General features: G+C 54.1%; 11 protein-coding genes. 5 read left to right on the forward strand and 6 right to left on the reverse strand.

The features are described 5' to 3' along the window. Nucleotides 1-31: 31 nt before the first annotated feature. The 4 genes from glgB (at nt 32) to VAE57_RS01675 (ending at nt 9525) form a co-directional block, all read left to right on the forward strand. Nucleotides 32-2065, forward strand: a complete 2034-nt coding sequence (gene glgB / locus VAE57_RS01660; protein WP_322820177.1) for a 1,4-alpha-glucan branching protein GlgB — start codon at nt 32-34, stop codon at nt 2063-2065. A gap of 258 nt (nt 2066-2323) precedes the next feature. Then, the gene (gene treZ, locus VAE57_RS01665; RefSeq protein WP_322820178.1) at nt 2324-4102 is read left to right on the forward strand and encodes a malto-oligosyltrehalose trehalohydrolase; all 1779 of its coding nucleotides are present in this window, start codon (nt 2324-2326) and stop codon (nt 4100-4102) included. 30 nt (nt 4103-4132) lie between these two features. Continuing rightward, nucleotides 4133-6571, forward strand: coding sequence for a DUF3536 domain-containing protein (locus VAE57_RS01670; RefSeq protein ID WP_322820179.1), 2439 nt, complete (start codon nt 4133-4135; stop codon nt 6569-6571). Beyond that, nucleotides 6568-9525: a malto-oligosyltrehalose synthase gene (locus tag VAE57_RS01675; RefSeq protein ID WP_322820180.1), complete on the forward strand. Its 2958-nt coding sequence runs from the start codon at nt 6568-6570 to the stop codon at nt 9523-9525. Before VAE57_RS01670 ends, VAE57_RS01675 begins: the two co-directional genes overlap by 4 nt. A gap of 558 nt (nt 9526-10083) precedes the next feature. Here the strand turns inward: VAE57_RS01675 and VAE57_RS01680 are convergent. The 3 genes from VAE57_RS01680 to VAE57_RS01690 form a co-directional block, all read right to left on the reverse strand. Further along, nucleotides 10084-10794: a hypothetical protein gene (locus VAE57_RS01680; protein ID WP_322820181.1), complete on the reverse strand. Its 711-nt coding sequence runs from the start codon at nt 10792-10794 to the stop codon at nt 10084-10086. Continuing rightward, nucleotides 10770-11453: a hypothetical protein gene (locus tag VAE57_RS01685; RefSeq protein ID WP_322820182.1), complete on the reverse strand. Its 684-nt coding sequence runs from the start codon at nt 11451-11453 to the stop codon at nt 10770-10772. The genes VAE57_RS01680 and VAE57_RS01685 overlap by 25 nt, the downstream gene beginning before the upstream one ends. Nucleotides 11454-11584: 131 nt before the next feature. After that, on the reverse strand, nt 11585-12376 hold the full coding sequence (locus tag VAE57_RS01690; protein WP_322820183.1) for an alpha/beta hydrolase: 792 nt from the start codon (nt 12374-12376) through the stop codon (nt 11585-11587). A gap of 253 nt (nt 12377-12629) precedes the next feature. Here VAE57_RS01690 and VAE57_RS01695 point away from each other — a divergent pair, with 253 nt between their 5' ends. After that, nucleotides 12630-13373, forward strand: coding sequence for a hypothetical protein (locus VAE57_RS01695; RefSeq protein WP_322820184.1), 744 nt, complete (start codon nt 12630-12632; stop codon nt 13371-13373). Between the two features lie 622 nt (nt 13374-13995). Here VAE57_RS01695 and VAE57_RS01700 read toward each other — a convergent pair. Genes VAE57_RS01700 through VAE57_RS01710 form a run of 3 tightly spaced genes read right to left on the reverse strand, consistent with a single transcriptional unit; the run spans nt 13996 to nt 17500 of the window. Then, a complete protein-coding gene (locus tag VAE57_RS01700; RefSeq protein WP_322820185.1) occupies nt 13996-15441 on the reverse strand; it encodes an aldehyde dehydrogenase family protein in 1446 nt (481 codons plus the stop codon). 46 nt (nt 15442-15487) lie between these two features. Continuing rightward, the gene (locus VAE57_RS01705) at nt 15488-16678 is read right to left on the reverse strand and encodes an FAD-dependent oxidoreductase (RefSeq protein ID WP_322820186.1); all 1191 of its coding nucleotides are present in this window, start codon (nt 16676-16678) and stop codon (nt 15488-15490) included. Between the two features lie 33 nt (nt 16679-16711). Beyond that, nucleotides 16712-17500, reverse strand: coding sequence for a hypothetical protein (locus VAE57_RS01710; RefSeq protein WP_322820187.1), 789 nt, complete (start codon nt 17498-17500; stop codon nt 16712-16714). Nucleotides 17501-17521 lie beyond the last annotated feature (21 nt).

Genomic DNA, 17521 nt, shown 5'->3' on the forward strand with positions numbered 1-17521 from the left:
ATCGGCTTGAAGCACCATAAAGGAGGCTGCAATGAGTGATACCGAAAAACCTCGCCGTACCCGCCGTAAACAGGTGGTGAACGCTGATGATACTTCCACGACAGTAACGGCCTCGACCACGGATGCACCAACCGCAACCCTTGAGGAACCATCGGCGGCTGCGCGTGCTATGATGACCAGTATCCTCAGTGAGGATGATATTTATCTGTTCAACCAGGGAACCCATTACCGATTGTACGACAAATTTGGTGCTCAGCCGGTCGTCCTGGAAGGTGTACCGGGCACCTATTTTGCAGTTTGGGCACCAAATGCCGAGTATGTGGCCGTGATCGGCGACTGGAATAACTGGGATGCCGGTGCTAACCCACTCCGTCAGCGCGGCTTTTCGGGCGTGTGGGAGGGATTTATCCCCCACGTCGGCAAAGGCATGCGCTACAAGTTCCACATCGCCTCACGCTACTACGGCTATCGTGAAGACAAGACCGATCCCTTCGGCACCTACTTCGAGGTCGCACCGCAGACGGCTGCCATTATCTGGGATCGCGATTACACCTGGTCGGATCAGCAGTGGATGAGCGAACGGGGGCAACGGCAGCGCCTCGATGCGCCAATCTCCATCTACGAAGTGCATCTGGGATCGTGGCGGCGCAAACCGGAAGAGGACAACCGTCCGCTCAATTACCGTGAACTGGCCCACGAGCTGGTCGAGCATGTAAAAGATTGTGGATTTACCCACGTCGAGTTGTTACCGGTCACCGAGCATCCCTTCTACGGTTCCTGGGGGTATCAATCGACGGGTATGTTCGCGCCGACCAGCCGGTACGGAACGCCGCAAGACTTCATGTATTTCGTGGATTATCTGCATCAACACGGGATTGGGGTGATCCTTGATTGGGTGCCCAGCCACTTCCCGACTGATGGTCATGGACTGGCTTACTTCGATGGTACCCATCTCTACGAACACGCCGATCCGCGTAAAGGCTACCATCCCGACTGGGGCAGCTACATTTACAACTACGGTCGGAATGAGGTACGGAGCTTCCTGATCAGCTCAGCACTCTGCTGGCTGGATAAGTTTCACATCGACGGAATACGGGTTGATGCCGTAGCGAGCATGCTCTACCTCGACTATTCGCGCCGACCCGGCGAGTGGATTCCCAACGAATACGGTGGGAACGAAAATCTGGAGGCGATTAGCTTCCTGCGTGAATTGAACACCCAGATGTACAAGTACTACCCCGATGTGCAGACAATCGCCGAGGAGAGCACGGCCTGGCCAATGGTATCGCGACCGGTCTACGTTGGTGGATTGGGCTTTGGCTTCAAGTGGGACATGGGCTGGATGCACGATACTCTTCAGTATTTCCGTCGCGATCCGATCTATCGGCGCTTCCATCACAACGAATTAACCTTCCGTGGCCTCTACATGTTCAGCGAGAACTACGTGCTACCGCTCTCGCACGATGAGGTCGTTCACGGAAAAGGGTCACTGCTCGACAAGATGGCCGGCGATGTCTGGCAAAAGTTTGCCAACCTGCGCCTGCTCTACAGCTATATGTTTGCTCAACCCGGCAAAAAACTACTCTTCATGGGTGGCGAATTCGGACAGTGGCGCGAATGGTCACACGATACCAGCCTGGACTGGCACTTACTGATGTTTCCTTCCCATCAAGGGATGCAGCGCCTGATTAAAGATCTCAACCATCTCTACCGTACCGAGCCGGCCTTGCACGAACTGGATTGCGATCCACGCGGGTTTGAGTGGATCGATGCCAACGACGCCGATGCCAGCGTCTACAGCTTTTTGCGCAAGAGCCGCTACGGTGAGCAGATTCTGATCGTGATTAATGCAACACCGGTCGTGCGTGAGGATTATCGGATTGGAGTACCGGTAGGTGGCTGGTGGCGTGAATTGTTCAACAGTGACTCGGAGTACTACTGGGGAAGTGGTCAAGGCAACGCTGGTGGTGTGATGGCCGACGCAGTTCCAGTCCATGGCCGGGATTTTTCGCTGCGACTGCGCCTGCCGCCCCTGGGTGCGCTCTTCCTGAAGCCTGCCGGCTAAGTACTACCACTCAAGGTGCACGTTGAGTGCACTTCCATTTCGTGACTGCCGATTGTTTATGCTCCACCTGACCGGGAGTAACTTGCCGGCGTGAGTTACTCCCGGCTATAGTAACGATCCTGTGTTCACCACGACAGCCTTGCTTACCACCAGCCCTGGCCAGACGTACACACCTTTCAGCGACACCGTACTTCGTACCGGGACAGCATAGTATACGACATAGACAGGTTTCCGGCCTGCGTATCAAGAGGTTTGGCGATGTTTGATCTTCCTCTCCCTGGTGCAATCTATCGCACCGATGGTACAACTGCCTTCACCTTATGGGCACCGACTGCAAATAGAGTAGAACTGGTGTTACTCGACCCGACACTACAGACGATAGCGATGCAACCGATTGGCTATGGCTGCTGGCATGTGGTTACCACAGCAGCACCGGGCAGTCGTTATCGCTATCGGCTTGACGGCAACCGCGAGCGACCCGATCCGGCTTCACGTTGCCAGCCTGAAGGGGTGCATGGCCCGTCTGCCGTTGTCGATCACACCTTTGCCTGGACTGACACGGCATGGCGCGGCGTACCACTCAGCGACCTGGTCATTTACGAACTCCATGTCGGCACATTTACTGCGGAGGGAACGTTTGAAGCGATCATCCCTCACTTGCCACTCCTGCGAGATTTGGGCATCACAGCAATTGAGCTGATGCCAGTAGCACATTTTCCCGGTGTGCGCAACTGGGGGTACGACGGCGTGTACCTCTATGCACCGCATACCGCTTACGGTGGGGTGACCGGTTTGAAACGGCTGGTCGATTCCGCTCACGCGCATGGTATGGCCGTCCTGCTTGATGTGGTCTACAACCACTTTGGTCCAGAGGGTAATTATTTATGGGATATTGCCCCTCCAGCCTTCACCAATCGCTACCAGACACCGTGGGGTGCTGCGATCAACTACGATGGCCCAGAGAGCGATCTGGTGCGCTGGCTGATTATCGAAAATGCGCTGGAGTGGCTCCGCGAATATCACATCGACGGACTGCGCCTCGATGCAACGCACGCGATCTTCGATGTGTCGCCGTACCACGTCCTCGAAGAGCTGGCGGATCGAGTGCAGGCTCAGGCAATCCGGCTGGGGCGACCGGCGTATCTCTTCGCCGAACATCCGCTCAACGATCCGCGTTTTGCCCGCCCCAAGGTATTGGGAGGCTACGGGCTAAGCGGTATCTGGTCGGACGATTTTCACCATGCGTTGCATACGTTGTTAACAGGAGAGCAGCGTGGGTATTATGAAGGCTTCGGTAGCCTCGAGCAGATGGCGACTGCGCTCGAACGGAGCTTTGTCTTCGCCGGGGAATACTCGCCGCATGCCCGCCGCCGTTTTGGGCGTGATCCGTCTGATCTGGCAGTCGAGCAGTTTGTAGTCTTTGCCCAAAACCACGATCAGGTCGGTAATCGCGCCTTAGGTGACCGGCTGGGGGCAACGCTGAGTGAAGCGCAGATGCGACTGGTTGCGGCTACTGTGCTACTCAGCCCGTATACACCGTTGATCTTCATGGGTGAAGAGTACAACGAACCGGCACCGTTTCAGTATTTTACCGACCACAGCGATCCGGCACTCATCGAGGGGGTACGCGAGGGGCGCAAGCGCGAATTTGCATACTTTCTCAGTCCGGGGCAGGAAGTACCCGATCCCCAAGACCCGGCCACTTTCACCCGCTCAAAGCTCAACCATGCGCTGCGCACCGTTGGTTGCCACGCCGCCCATCAGGCATTCTACCGGGAACTACTGTCACTCCGCCGCACCCTACCCGGCTTGCGCCAACGACCGCGCACCCGCATCGTTAATCGGGTAATTGTTGTAGAATGGCCTGCAATCAGACTACTGCTCAATTTTGGGGCTGAACCGGCCCGGATTAAATTGACTGCTGATACCTGGCGCATCCGCATGGACAGTGCAGATCCGTCATCGGCAACCTGCAACGAGGGTTGGGTAACCTGTGCCGGTCACAGTGCTGTCTTACTGACAGCAGAAGCATCATAATCGTTGGTGAGTATTCTGGGAGCGTGCATCATGGCCGAGCGGCTGATTTGTATTCACGGCCACTTTTATCAACCACCACGCGAAAACCCGTGGCTTGAAACAATTGAACAGCAAGACTCGGCGTATCCATACCACGACTGGAATGAGCGAATAACTGCCGAGTGCTATGAACAAAACGCCGCTTCACGTATTCTGGACAGCCAAAACCAGATTGTTCAGATTGTCAACAACTACAGCCGGATCAGCTTCAACTTTGGGCCAACCCTGTTGACATGGCTGGCCGATCACGCACCACAGGTGTATCAGGCAATTCTGGATGCCGATCAAGAGAGCCAGCGCTATTTCGGGGCTGGCTCAGCAATGGCCCAGTGCTACAACCACCTGATTATGCCACTGGCGGCCCGCCGTGACAAAGTGACGCAGGTCATCTGGGGGATTCAGGATTTCAAGCACCGGTTTGGCCGTGACCCGGAAGGGATGTGGCTACCAGAAACCGCCGTTGATCTTGAAACCCTCGACATTATGGCTACGCACGGGATTCGCTTTACCATTCTGGCCCCAACCCAGGCCAGTCATGTGCGCAAAATCGGCGAACTGATCTGGCACGATGTCAGCGGTGGGCGGATCGATCCCACCCAGCCGTATCTGGTCAAATTACCGGAAGGACGGTCGATCACGGTCTTCTTCTATGATGGCCCGGTGTCCCGTGCCGTCGCCTTCGAGCGTCTGCTAAGTAGTGGGGTAGGTTTTGCCAACCGTCTGGCCAGTATCTTCAACGATCAGCGGCCGTGGCCCCAATTAGCTCATATCGCCACCGACGGCGAAACGTATGGGCATCATCACCGCCATGGTGACATGGCGCTGGCCTATGCGTTGCACTACATCGAGCAAACCGGACTGGCGCAGTTGACGAATTATGCCGCCTACTTGCAGCGCTATCGGCCAACCCACGAAGTGCAGATTATCGAGCGCACGTCGTGGAGTTGTGCGCATGGTGTCGGACGCTGGATGAGCGATTGTGGTTGTAATACTGGTGGCAATCCGGGTTGGAATCAGGCATGGCGTGCCCCCTTACGTACAGCCCTCGATTGGCTGCGCGACACGATTGCCCCTCGCTTTGAGGGGTACGCCCGCCGCCTGCTCGTCGATCCATGGGCTGCCCGCGATGACTACATCAGTGTCATTTTGAATCGTTCACCGGAGAATATCGCCGCCTTCATTGGCCGTCACGGTCGTGGCCGGCTCGATGAAGGTCAACGGATCGCGGTGCTGAAGTTGATGGAATTGCAGCGCCACTTGATGCTTATGTATACCTCGTGTGGCTGGTTCTTCGACGATCTGAGTGGGATTGAGACCATTCAGGTCATGATGTACGCCGGACGGGCACTGCAACTGGCGCACGATCTGTTTGGTGAGGATTTCGAGACAGAATTTCTTGATCGACTCGCGCAGGCGCGGAGTAATCTACCGGCCCGTGGCAATGGTCGTGATCTCTACGAACGCCATGTACGTCCGGCAATGGTTGACCTGCGTAAAGTGGGTGCTCACTACGCCATGAAGACCCTCTTCAACGGTGTAGGTGAGCGTGAACAAATCTATGCCTACACGGTTGACCGTGAAGATTACCATCTGTTGCTGGCCGGTAAAGCGCGTCTGGCGATGGGGCGGATTCACATTCAGTCGACGATTACCGGTGAAGCGACCCGCCTGAGCTTCGGCGTGCTGCATCTCGGCGATCACAACATTTCGGGTGGTGTCCGGGCGTACCAGGGCGAGCAGTCATACCGGCAACTGATTGAAGAGTTAAGCGAACTCTTTCTGCGGGCAGATATTCCGGGTGTGATCCGCATGGTTGACCGGAATTTCGGTCAGGAGCAGTATTCGCTCAAGCTGCTCTTTGGCGACGAGCAGCGCCAGATTCTGCATCGCATCCTCACCTCAAGTCTGGCCGAGGCTGAGGCTGCGTATCGCCAAATCTACGAAAACCATGCCCCACTCATGCGGTTTCTAGCCAGTATGGGTATGCCTGTTCCCCGTGAGTTCCAGATCGCCGCTGAATTCGCTATCAATACCGAACTGCGCCGTCTGTTCGAGGCTGAACCACTGGATTTTGATCGGATCAATAGCCTGTTACGGGAAGCCCAACGGTCGGGCGTCACCCTCGATAGCGAAGGATTAAGTTATGCACTATCCCGAACGATCCGCTCAATCAGTGAGCAGTTCCAGTTGACGCCAGAAGACCGTGGATTGTTGACGCAGCTCGATGCCGCGGTTGGCCTGGCCCGCAACCTGCCATTCGAGGTTGATGTCTGGCATACGCAAAATGTCTACTACGAGTTGTTGCAAACCGTGTATCCGCAAATGAATATTGACGCAGGTGAAGGCTATGCTGATGCCCATGCATGGTTACGCCTCTTTCGATCATTAGGTGTCAAGTTACGCTTTCGCCTGCCGCCAGGAGAGCCATGATTGATGTAGAACTGCGTGTTCCGCGTGCAACCTACCGTCTCCAGTTGAATACCGATCTGACCTTTACCGACGTTGCTCGCTACGTACCCTACTTTGTTGAGCTTGGGATTAGCGATCTCTACTTTTCGCCCATTCTGACCCCCCGCGCCGGGAGTCGTCACGGCTACGACATTACCGATCATACCCATCTCAACCCCGAACTAGGGGGTGAGGAGGGGTTTTCTCATCTCGCCACTGTGTTGCGCGAACACCATCTGGGGCTGATCCTCGATGTCGTCCCCAACCATATGGGAATTGGTGATCCACGTAACACCTGGTGGCGCGACGTGCTCGAAAACGGGCCAAGCTCGATCTATGCACCGTACTTCGATATCGACTGGGACCCGGTACCACCCGAATTGCAGGGGAAGGTGTTATTGCCGGTGCTGGGTGATCAGTACGGCGTCATTCTTGAGCGGGGCGAACTACGTCTGTCTTACGACAATGACGGCGGTTTTAGCCTCAACTACTGGGAGCATCGCTTTCCGCTCAATCCGCGCAGCTATGCCGACATTCTTGCCCACCGCCTCGATGAGCTGCTGAATGAATTGGGCGCAGATCATCCCGACGCCATCGAATTGCAGAGCATTATCACCGCCATCGGTTATTTACCGTCTCGTCACGAAACCACGCCGGATCGGGTGATCGAGCGCAACCGCGAGAAAGAGGTGATCAAGCGCCGGATTGCAACACTGATCGAAGCCAGTGAAGCGGTACGCCGCATGGTCGAACGGGCCTTGGCCGACTACAACGGCGTGCCCGGCGATCCGCGTAGCTTCGACCTGCTTGATGCCTTGATTGCCCGCCAATCGTACCGCCTGGCGTTCTGGCGTGTCGCCACCGAGGAGATCAATTATCGTCGCTTCTTCGACATCAACGACCTGGCAGCGATTCGGGTTGAACTACCCGAAGTATTACAGGCCACGCATGATCTGGTGTTGCGCTTGCTGGCTGAAGGAATTGCTACCGGCGTTCGGATTGATCACCCTGATGGACTGTGGCAGCCAGCAGCCTACTTTCGCCAATTGCAAGAGAGTTATCTGCGCTATCGAGCCGCATTCCACTTCGGCGGAAGTGCACCACCTGATCTCGATGATCAAATCCGTCAACGCCTGGCTCAGGCTGAGCGTGGCGAGCGCTCCTGGCCCCTCTACATAGTTGCCGAGAAGATTCTCAGCCACGGCGAACCATTACCCGCCGATTGGGCAGTAGCCGGTACAACCGGCTACGACTTTCTCAACCAGATCGGTGGTGTATTGATCGACCGCAGCAGTCAGCGGGCGTTCAATCGTCTGTACACCCAATTCGCCGGCCCCCAACCTACCTTTGCTAACCTGGTCAACAGCAAAAAGAAGGAGATCATGCTGGTCTCACTGGCCAGTGAAGTCAATACCCTGAGCCACCTTCTCGACCGGTTGAGCGAGCATACCCGCCGCTATCGTGATTTTACCCTCAACAGCCTGACCTTCGCGATTCGCGAGGTGATTGCGGCGATGCCCGTCTACCGCACGTATATCGGCCCGGATGGCGTTGTCAGCGAGCGTGACGAACAGGCGATTCGCTACGCCGTTCGTGAAGCCAAACGACGCAATCCACGCACGGCTGCCCAGATTTTCGACTTTCTGGAAGAGACGTTGCTCTTGCGCAATCTCCACCATTTTGCCCCTGAAGCGCACGCCGACGTCCTGCGTTTCGTGATGAAGTTTCAGCAGTTAAGCGGGCCGGTGATGGCAAAAGGGGTTGAAGACACCGCATTCTACGTCTACAACCGACTGGTGGCCCTGAATGAAGTTGGTGGCCATCCTGAACTCTTCGGGTGTGAGGTGGCCGAATTGCATCAGGCAGCTCAGGAACGGCAACAGCACTGGCCACACAGTATGGTGACAACATCAACCCACGACACCAAACGGAGCGAAGATGTGCGTGCCCGCCTGAGCGTACTCAGCGAGCTACCTGATGAGTGGCGACGACGCGTGGTACGCTGGAGTCGCTTCAATGCCGCGAAGCGCAGCACCATTGAGGGTAGTCCGGCACCAACCCGAAATGACGAGTACTTGCTCTATCAGACACTGGTTGGCGCCTGGGAAGGAATGGAACATTTGACCGACTTCACAGCCCGGATAACCGCCTACATGGAAAAGGCAACCCGGGAAGCGAAGGTCAATACGAGCTGGATCAATCCAAACCCAGAGTATGATGCAGCCGTCCAACGGTTTGTGACCGGCATCCTCGATCCGCGTCGCTCGCGGCGTTTTCTGGAGAGTCTCGACAACTTTGCCGGGCGCATCGCCTTTTTCGGTCGTTTCAACAGCCTGACCCAAACCCTCGTGCGCCTGACAACAGCCGGTGTTCCTGATCTGTATCAAGGTTGCGAACTGTGGGATTTCAGTCTGGTCGATCCCGACAATCGACGACCGGTGGACTTTGCCCGGCGTGCTGCACTGCTGGCGGCCATCCGTCGACAACGTGAGCAAGACGGTGTAGCGGCACTGGCTGCCGATCTACTGGCTACCGCCACTGATGGCCGGATTAAACTGTATACAATTGCGACAACGCTAGAGCTACGCCGCGACCGCCCCACACTCTTTGCCAATGGCGAGTATGTGCCCCTGTACGCCGAAGGACCGGCAGCCGGACATGTCATCGCCTTTACCCGCCGCCATCCAACTGCCGGCGAAGCAGTAACTGTCGCACCTCGTCTCACCGCTCGCCTGAGTGGCGGTCGGGAAGTCCCACCGCTTGGCGACCTCTGGGAAGAGACATGGCTCCCGTTGCCCAATACCCTGCCGGGAACACGTTACCGCAACCTGTTCACCGACGAATGCCTGACCGTCGTCGAACACCAGGCTGGTGCTGGCCTGGCAATGGCCGAAGTACTTGGTCACTGGCCGATAGCGCTGCTGGTGCGCGAGTAAGGTTGTTTCGCCACACGTTCGGGCTGCGACGATGAACCGCTGGACGTCAGTAGGGGCGACGCATGCGTCACCCCTACTGAGACAACCCACCACCGCCTCACCGGTAACATACGTGGTAACGCTTCAGCGCGAGGATCACACCTAAACGATGCAGCCTGTTGAGCAAGATTTGATTTGATAGCCTCGGCGATGATGCACAGTATTGGTCAGATTTGATATCACACCCCCACCCGCCATCCCGTTTCCAGCCAGTACCATGTCTGCTCCAGAAGGCACTGCTACGGGGGAAGTCGTATCCCATCCGGTATCAACAAAAGCACGGTACGCTACCAGACATCACCCTGACAACACACTAGAGCGCGGATGCGTTAAACCGGTGCGCTCGTACCTGCAACGATACCATCAGCGGCTCAACGGTGATCTGCCACAAGTATGCCATGAGCGATGGATGTCTTTGCGCGAGGGCTGGTACAAACCAGACTGGCGATACATAGAAAACAGTTGTATTATCCCCAAGAAAATTGGCTTGCCAGTTTGGAATCGGTCAGATAGAGAACATCACACCGAAGCGGCTTGTGGTGTGCGGCCAGCGTACATGCCAACACTGTGTCGCACGTATTGGTACATTTTAGACGCTGCCAACCAGAACACCAGCCAGGAAATAGCATTGATCGATTGCTCAACCCATTGTAAGGCTATAGTTTGCTCCATGCGAGCCATACCATTGAGAACAAAAACACCGACCAGGTTGAGAATGAACAGCCAGCCTGCCTGCGGCAGGTTTTGGCGAAAGGCAAAGATGATGAGCAGGATGCCTGTCACGGTGGTTGCCAGTACCATGACACTAAGCAAGATACGCTCCCACGCAGGTGAAAATGGATTCGCCACGTACAGAGTGATAGAGCCTGCAAAGGTCAGGGCAATGAAACTAGTTGGCGGAATCCAGACATGGAAGGTTTTCTGCCGGCGTACCGAACGAGCAGTCTGCCAGACACTCCAGGCGATAAGCGTATAGCCTGGCGCCATCAGAACAAACAGTGCGTCATCGAGCAAAGTCAAGTTGACCTGGCTCTGGGTAAGTGCCATAACAAGTTTCCAAACGGCCTTTGCCAAACCTCCCGCTACCGTCAGGAAGACCCCCAATACCGCGATCTGTCCCTGATAAGGGTTAACGTGCGTTACCATGCGGGCGATGAAGGATAGGCCAATCGCTGCAAACAGTACCGGTAAAAAATCCACAAGCGCTAAGGAGAGAGTGTAGGTTTCCATTGCATCCCCCCGTCGTTTTTTGTCAGGCCGAAAAATTTTCGTGCCGTCAGCACATTAGCCAGGCCAAGCACTGCTTCACCGAGATTGCCGATGTAAAATGTACCTGTTCCGGCAGCAATGAACATCAACACCCCTCCGGCCGCCAGCCATGACCAGCCGGTTTTGCGCCATAGAATTACGCCCCAGGCAATGAGCAGAATGATAGTTACCAGAGCTGGAACAGGCGGCCCTCTCAACCCGCCTTCATTCACGTACCGAAGAGTGTCCATAACAGTATGCGGTTGCAGATCGAGTGCCAAAACGTCTTCATAAATACCAAGGCCAATCAATAGGGTCGTGAGGATACAAATCAGGATATGGGCTGTTCTTCCTTTCGTCCAACCAATTTCGGCCCGGCGTAGCACGCCAAAACCAAAGATAATCAAAAATGGCGTGACAATTCCATGCACAAGGTACCGCCCGGCATTGAGCATTGCCAGCAGCGAACCTTCTCCTATAAAGCGTCCCAAAAGGATAACCAGCGTATCAAAGATCAGTCCGGCCAGGACAACGGTCAACAACAGGGCATACGACGACCGCCCCTGACGGTAGAGCTGGATCGCCTGCCAGGTGAAATACACAAAGACTGACACAAAAATCAAGTAAAGCATCGTTAACATAACCCTTCTCCTTCGGTGAAAAACAAAAAACCAAATAAATAGCGTTTTTACAACACATTGTTTTACTCTTAACAAAACTCTTGAAAGCTAATTCTTAGATATCTTCTTATTTACAGCAGTAACAAGACCTTTCAGCTCATCTGAAAGAAAGTGCGAAGTATTTGTGCGACTTCGGAGGCGTGTTGATCACAAAGATATGGGCCAGCTCCTGGCACAATACAAATATGTCCATTTTTCAGGAGAGCATAAGCGGGTTCTGCCGAATCTCGGAGTGTATCGTACTCACCGCTGATAATGAGAGCAGGTTGTTGCAAGGCAGATAACTGGTCTCCAAATGACTGTTCAAAAACCGCCTGATAAGCTCGTTGAGCCGCCTGACGTGCCATCTGCGTAAGCAACACTTCACGATGAACAATCTCAAGTGGCAGGGAAGGGTCACGCTGGCGAATGCGTTGCCAGACTGCTATCAGATGTGACCCGTCTTCGACCAGTTCTATCGGTTTAAGGCTGGCCCTTAGCCGATCCTTTTGATCTGCACTAAGCAACGGTGGCCCTGAAAGTGCTACTTTCTGGACAAATTCAGGGTGTGCATACGCCATCTGAACAGCAATAGCCGCACCGGTGTGGTGCCCAAATACGTAGCAAGAGGCAACGCCAAGCGTTGTCAGCGCTGCGTGAAGTGAGGATGCCAGAAATTCGATGGTGAATCCTTCAGGCGGGGAAAACGAATTTCCAAACCCAGGGGTATCAGGGGCAATAGTGTGAAACTCACCGGCGAGCAAGCCCATAAGACGTTCAAACATCTGCCCTGAACTGGCAGTCTGATGTAGCAGTACCAGGATCGGGCCATCAACCTGCCTGAGTCGTCGGTAGTGAATTTGCCCGTAAGGTGTATCTACGTAGCCTTTGTAAATGAGTGACATATTTGACTCTGAAATATTATGACATTATGGTCCGTCTACCCTTTTGCAAGACAGGCCGGTACCACATTGACTCATCCGCAGATCGGGCGAGTACGATTAGCACAGGTCAGATCAGCTATGAGTATGTTGTGCTACGAGAATCTATCGCCAGGAGTCGATTAGTATGTTATAATGTTATAACATTTAAACGGCTTTGTCAAGATATAGCCCATGGAGTTGCGACCAGCACCGGTTCAGGAAGGAGATGTCACCTATGCCAGACCAACTCGGCTATCGCAAAAAATTTGGCGTCATCATCCCCAGTACCAACACAATCGTGGAGCCTGATTTCTACCGCATGACTGTCCCCGGTGTGACCGCCCATGTCGTACGCATTCACATCCGCGATCAAAATCTGAGTAGTGATGAAGCGTTTGTGAATCTGCTACAGCAAATTCGCATAGAAATCAAATACGCTATCGAGCGGGTGTTGACCGCCGAACCGGATTATATGGTGATGGGTATGAGTGCCGAAACGTTCTGGGACGGCGTGGAAGGCAATCGTCGATTTACCAAAATGATTTCCGATTGGGCCGGCGGTTTACCTGTAGCTACCGGTGCCGAAGCCTGCGAGCGTGCACTCAAGCTGTTTGGAGCAAAGAAAATCGGCGTTGTAACACCATATCAGCCGATTGGTGACAAAAACGTCGTGCGATTTTTCAATGATTTGGGCTTTGAAGTGACAGCCATCAAGGGACTGCGTTGCCCGACGGCAGTTGCTATCGCCCATGTGTCTCAGGATGAGTTACGTCAAGCTCTTATCGAGGTCAACAAAGATGCTGATGCTCTGGTACAGGTCGGCACAAACTTGAGCATGGTTAGCCTTGCCGATGAGGCTGAACGCTGGCTGGGTAAACCTGTGATCGCTATCAATGCTGCAACATGGTGGATGGCTCTACGCGATAACAGCATCATGGACAAGGTGTACGGATGTGGCACCCTGCTGCGGGAATACTAGAAGCTCATCCATACATCGATGCATTAAGGACGTTCCTGAGCCATTTTCCCTACACGCTCAGTTATGCAGGCATCGGGTCGTGTGGGGTGCGGAAGCCAGACTTCCGCACCCCATGCACCAGATATGTGTAGTACGTGCTGATCTGTCCGCTATCGCTCCGTGTAACCTATGCCGGCATAGGGCTTTACAATGAAGGACGAAGAGGATCGTCCATGCATTGGACATCAGGATGGTCTGTTAAGTATATGCAGCTCTTGCAAGTCTGGAAGGTCGATGCAAACACTAGCATTTATTTCATAAAAAGCTGTGCTGTTGTGCTACCTGACCATCGCACAGGCTCATGAACGCTTGCCAATCACCAACGACAGTATATCTTGCACCCGGCACGCCAGCATGGAAGCGAGGAGGCTGACGACCATCTCCTACCATCACGCGCTGAATTGGTTGCCATGCCCGCCTGCCATACGTGTGTCGCATCGCTTGGAGTACGGCAGCGTGGCTGCCCCACCAGCCGTGCTCACAATCAGGCGCTTGTGATGTCGTAAACCCTACTGGTCCTACTGGTCACGGGAATGCTGTGTTTGCTTGTCGCGATCTCTGTCGGTCGTTAATGCGGCAACTTTTAAAACGGTCCCGACGTCTCTCCTGACTCTACTGAAATCCACTTAAGTTCGGTAAAGTGTTCAATCGAGTATTTACCGCCGCTACGGCCAATACCTGACATGCCATACCCACCAATCGGCGCCATTGGGTCTGATTGGAACGAATGCGTTCCAAGATGAACTGCGCCACAGCGGATTTGACGAGCTGCACTCAGCCCGCGCTTCAGATCATTGGTAAGAATACCGGCACTGAGACCATACTGGCTTTCATTGGCAATTGCAATCATTTCTTCCAGAGAAGATACTTCGGTGACCAGTGCTACCGGGCCAAACGTCTCTTCTTCCCAGCATTCACCCCACCTCGGTGGGTTATAAATCACGGTTGGCTGAAAGACCAGTCCGTGATCCACATTTCCACCGGTGATCACCTGTCCTCCCCCTGCTCTGGCCAACTGCACGTGACGAAACACTTTCTCTACAGCGCGTTGATTGATGAGTGGGCCGTAAGCCGTGCGTTCATCACGCAAATCCCCCAGATATAGACTGGCTGCCTTCTTCGCCAGCGCGTGGGCAAAGGTCAGACCATGGGGTGCCTCAACGATAATGCGAGCGCTTGACATACAGATTTGTCCGCTGTGAGAGAATGCGCCCACCGCAGCAATTTCTGCCGCTTTGATCATATCCATATCGCCCAACACCAGCAGAGGGTTTTTTCCGCCCAGTTCCAATTGCAAGCGCTTCAACGTCTGAATCGCGATGTGACCGACCTTGATGCCAGTAGCTGTTGACCCTGTGAACGCCACCCCACGTACTCCAGGATGTTTGACAAGTGGTTCACCACATTCTGATCCGCAGCCGGTCACAACGTTGAAAACACCGGACGGTAAGCCAGCTTCGTACAACACCTTAGCAAATTCGACAGCAATCAGCGGAGTCTCTTCCGAGGGCTTGGCAATCACAGTATTACCAGCCCCAAGTGGAAAAGCTGCCATTTTCGCTAAAAGTGCCAGTGGCGCATTGAATGGTGAAATCACTGCAACGATACCCACCGGTTCTCGTACCACCATTGAAAGACGATGGGGCTTCTCGTTCGGCAGTGTATCTCCGTAAAGTCGTCGCACTTCACCGGCTGCGGCACGTAACACTGAGGGCGTGTACAGAAGTTCATACCTTGCCTTGACAATCGTGGAGCCGCTTTCATCAATCAATAAGTTGAGTAAACGGTCGTGATGTGCTTCCACCGCATTGGCACATTCGAGTAATATTCGCTCTCGTCGGGCAGGCGGTAACGATGACCAGAAAGCGAACGCTTCTTGCGCCGAGGAAACCGCCACTTCTACATCTGCCTCAGTTCCACATGCAGCATAACCGAGGATGTCACCACTCATAGGCGCAACGCTGGGGAACGTTTCGCCACTTGCTGCAGGAACTTCACGTCCGTGAATGAAATGTCCGTAGATTCTCATAAGCAACCTTCTCGAAGTGCGGACAGATGTCAGGCGATCTGCGTGTTCAAATGCGGTCTTCTAACATACTTGCCCGCAACAAATACGCTCGCGCCTTGGCCGGATCATTTGCAGTGTCGGCGAGAAATTTGTTTCTGCGCTCCCGCTCTGCTTCATCGCTCATCACCATGTGCCGGTACTGCTGGTCGGTGTAAAGCTGAACCGACTCTACCGCATATCGGCGACGCTCTTCGGCATAAACGTCAAGCAGGGATTTTGATTCGCCGTTCTGTATCCGGTAAAACACATCGGCCAGACAGGCAGCATCATGAATACCGCTGTTCATACCCATGCCACCAGCCGGGTTATTGTTGTGCGCAGCATCGCCAGCCAAAAGGACACGACCTACTCGAAAGGTGTCGGCAACACGTTGATGAACGCGATACAGTTGCGTCGTTTTGATACGAAAGGCTGGCAACTGACCGAAGAAGTGTTCCATACGTGCCCGCAGATGCGCCTCGCGTAAGGCTACGTTTTCATCTTCATCATTCGTCATCCGAAAAACAACACGAACAATGTCGGGCAAGTTCAGAATAATGACCCATTCCCTGGGATCGAAGACGTAACATACCGGCGCTGCCCCAGGAAATAGCGTATCAACCTTGAGATCGCCACCTATGAGCAAAAAGCGATCCTCGTAGGTTTTTCCCTGGAAGCCAATGGTCAAACGCTTGCGCACTGTGCTGTGTGAGCCGTCTGCTCCAACCAGATATGCCCCCTGCCGTTCAACGATCCCGTGCGCAGTGGCAAACCTTGCCGTCACATGCGTCTCATGATCGGTAAAGTCAATCAACTCATGCCCCATGTGAACGCTGCCTGGACAAATAGCCTCAACAGCCGGCTTCAGAATGCGCGTTACGATATACTGTGGACACTGTAACCGATACGGGAAAGGTGTGTCGCCAGCAATACAGGCATAATCAAATTCCGCAGCTAATCGACGGGGCGAGCGCTCCCAGTATTGGATGCGATGCACCTTATACCCATGGTGAATGACCTCATCGACCACACCCCATTCATGGAAGAGTTCCAGCGTTCTGGGATGAAACGTACTGGCGCGAATTTGTGTGTTGAGTTCGGCGTCCTTTTCAAAGACCTCCACTGGAATACCCTTCCGTGCTAATGCCATTGCCAGTGAAAGCCCCACCGGACCTGCACCTACAATCAGGACGGGGAATTGTGCACATATCGTGTTCATAGTAAAGCCCCTCGAAGACCAGGCTTTTAGTGTTCATTCCCGCTCTTCAGCGTGCAAAATGCGAACCAATCGTTCGCGCATCGGCACACCTACCAGACGGTCTGCTAACACGTTGGCGGGGTCTTTTTCGACGATAGTACGGCGTAGCACAATATCGCGTTGCCTGACAGCAGTACGCTTCTCTGGGTCTAGCGGCTTTGCATGCTTGACAAACTCTATCCACTGTCGCACGTATTGCAGCATGACCGGCTCCACGACCGCCTTGAAATCGTCAAAGGGTAACAGACCACAAATTGCGATAGGAGAAAGTGTCGAGCGGGTATACAAATGAACTGGGGTGAAGGTCTTGTAGCGAGGATTTCTACGAAGGTCAATCCAGGTTTCATTCATTGTTTCGTGATACTGGTTTAGATGGTCAAAATGCAACGGTGGGTCGTAACGGGGAAGAAAGTCTACGTAGCAAAAAACATCCGGTGCAGTACCCAGGGCCAGGCCCAAATGCGGCACATCTGTTTCTTCGTTCATCCAGCAGGTCAGATGAATGTTGGTAAAACCCGTCTCCGGTCGTCCTATCCACGAACGAACGATCCAGTCGATCGTTTCACCCGTGTACGTGTGTATGTTACCAACGATATTCCCTTGCAGGTCTGGGATATGCTGAATATCTCTGCACGCCAGGTCTTCGCGCACAGGCAGGTTTGAACAAATAATTGCCCAGGCCCGTTCACGGACATCCAGCAGATAACGGAACGTTTCGGTGTTGTCAACCGGCGCTCGTGAATCCAGCACATCAGCCAGATGTTGTGTCGTATCTCCTGTCATCGGCTGCTCCTTTCCCTTTCA

Origin of the sequence: Chloroflexus sp., assembly GCF_034434295.1 — a bacterium.
In the GTDB taxonomy this organism is placed as follows: domain Bacteria; phylum Chloroflexota; class Chloroflexia; order Chloroflexales; family Chloroflexaceae; genus Chloroflexus.

Excerpts from the sequence above, each read along its gene's own strand:
- glgB (WP_322820177.1), top strand. The coding sequence starts at position 32 with ATGAGTGATACCGAAAAACCTCGCCGTACCCGCCGTAAACAGGTGGTG.
- treZ (WP_322820178.1), top strand. The coding sequence starts at position 2,324 with ATGTTTGATCTTCCTCTCCCTGGTGCAATCTATCGCACCGATGGTACA.
- VAE57_RS01670 (WP_322820179.1), top strand. The coding sequence starts at position 4,133 with ATGGCCGAGCGGCTGATTTGTATTCACGGCCACTTTTATCAACCACCA.
- VAE57_RS01675 (WP_322820180.1), top strand. The coding sequence starts at position 6,568 with ATGATTGATGTAGAACTGCGTGTTCCGCGTGCAACCTACCGTCTCCAG.
- VAE57_RS01680 (WP_322820181.1), bottom strand. The coding sequence starts at position 10,794 with ATGGAAACCTACACTCTCTCCTTAGCGCTTGTGGATTTTTTACCGGTA.
- VAE57_RS01685 (WP_322820182.1), bottom strand. The coding sequence starts at position 11,453 with ATGTTAACGATGCTTTACTTGATTTTTGTGTCAGTCTTTGTGTATTTC.
- VAE57_RS01690 (WP_322820183.1), bottom strand. The coding sequence starts at position 12,376 with ATGTCACTCATTTACAAAGGCTACGTAGATACACCTTACGGGCAAATT.
- VAE57_RS01695 (WP_322820184.1), top strand. The coding sequence starts at position 12,630 with ATGCCAGACCAACTCGGCTATCGCAAAAAATTTGGCGTCATCATCCCC.
- VAE57_RS01700 (WP_322820185.1), bottom strand. The coding sequence starts at position 15,441 with ATGAGAATCTACGGACATTTCATTCACGGACGTGAAGTTCCTGCAGCA.
- VAE57_RS01705 (WP_322820186.1), bottom strand. The coding sequence starts at position 16,678 with ATGAACACGATATGTGCACAATTCCCCGTCCTGATTGTAGGTGCAGGT.
- VAE57_RS01710 (WP_322820187.1), bottom strand. The coding sequence starts at position 17,500 with ATGACAGGAGATACGACACAACATCTGGCTGATGTGCTGGATTCACGA.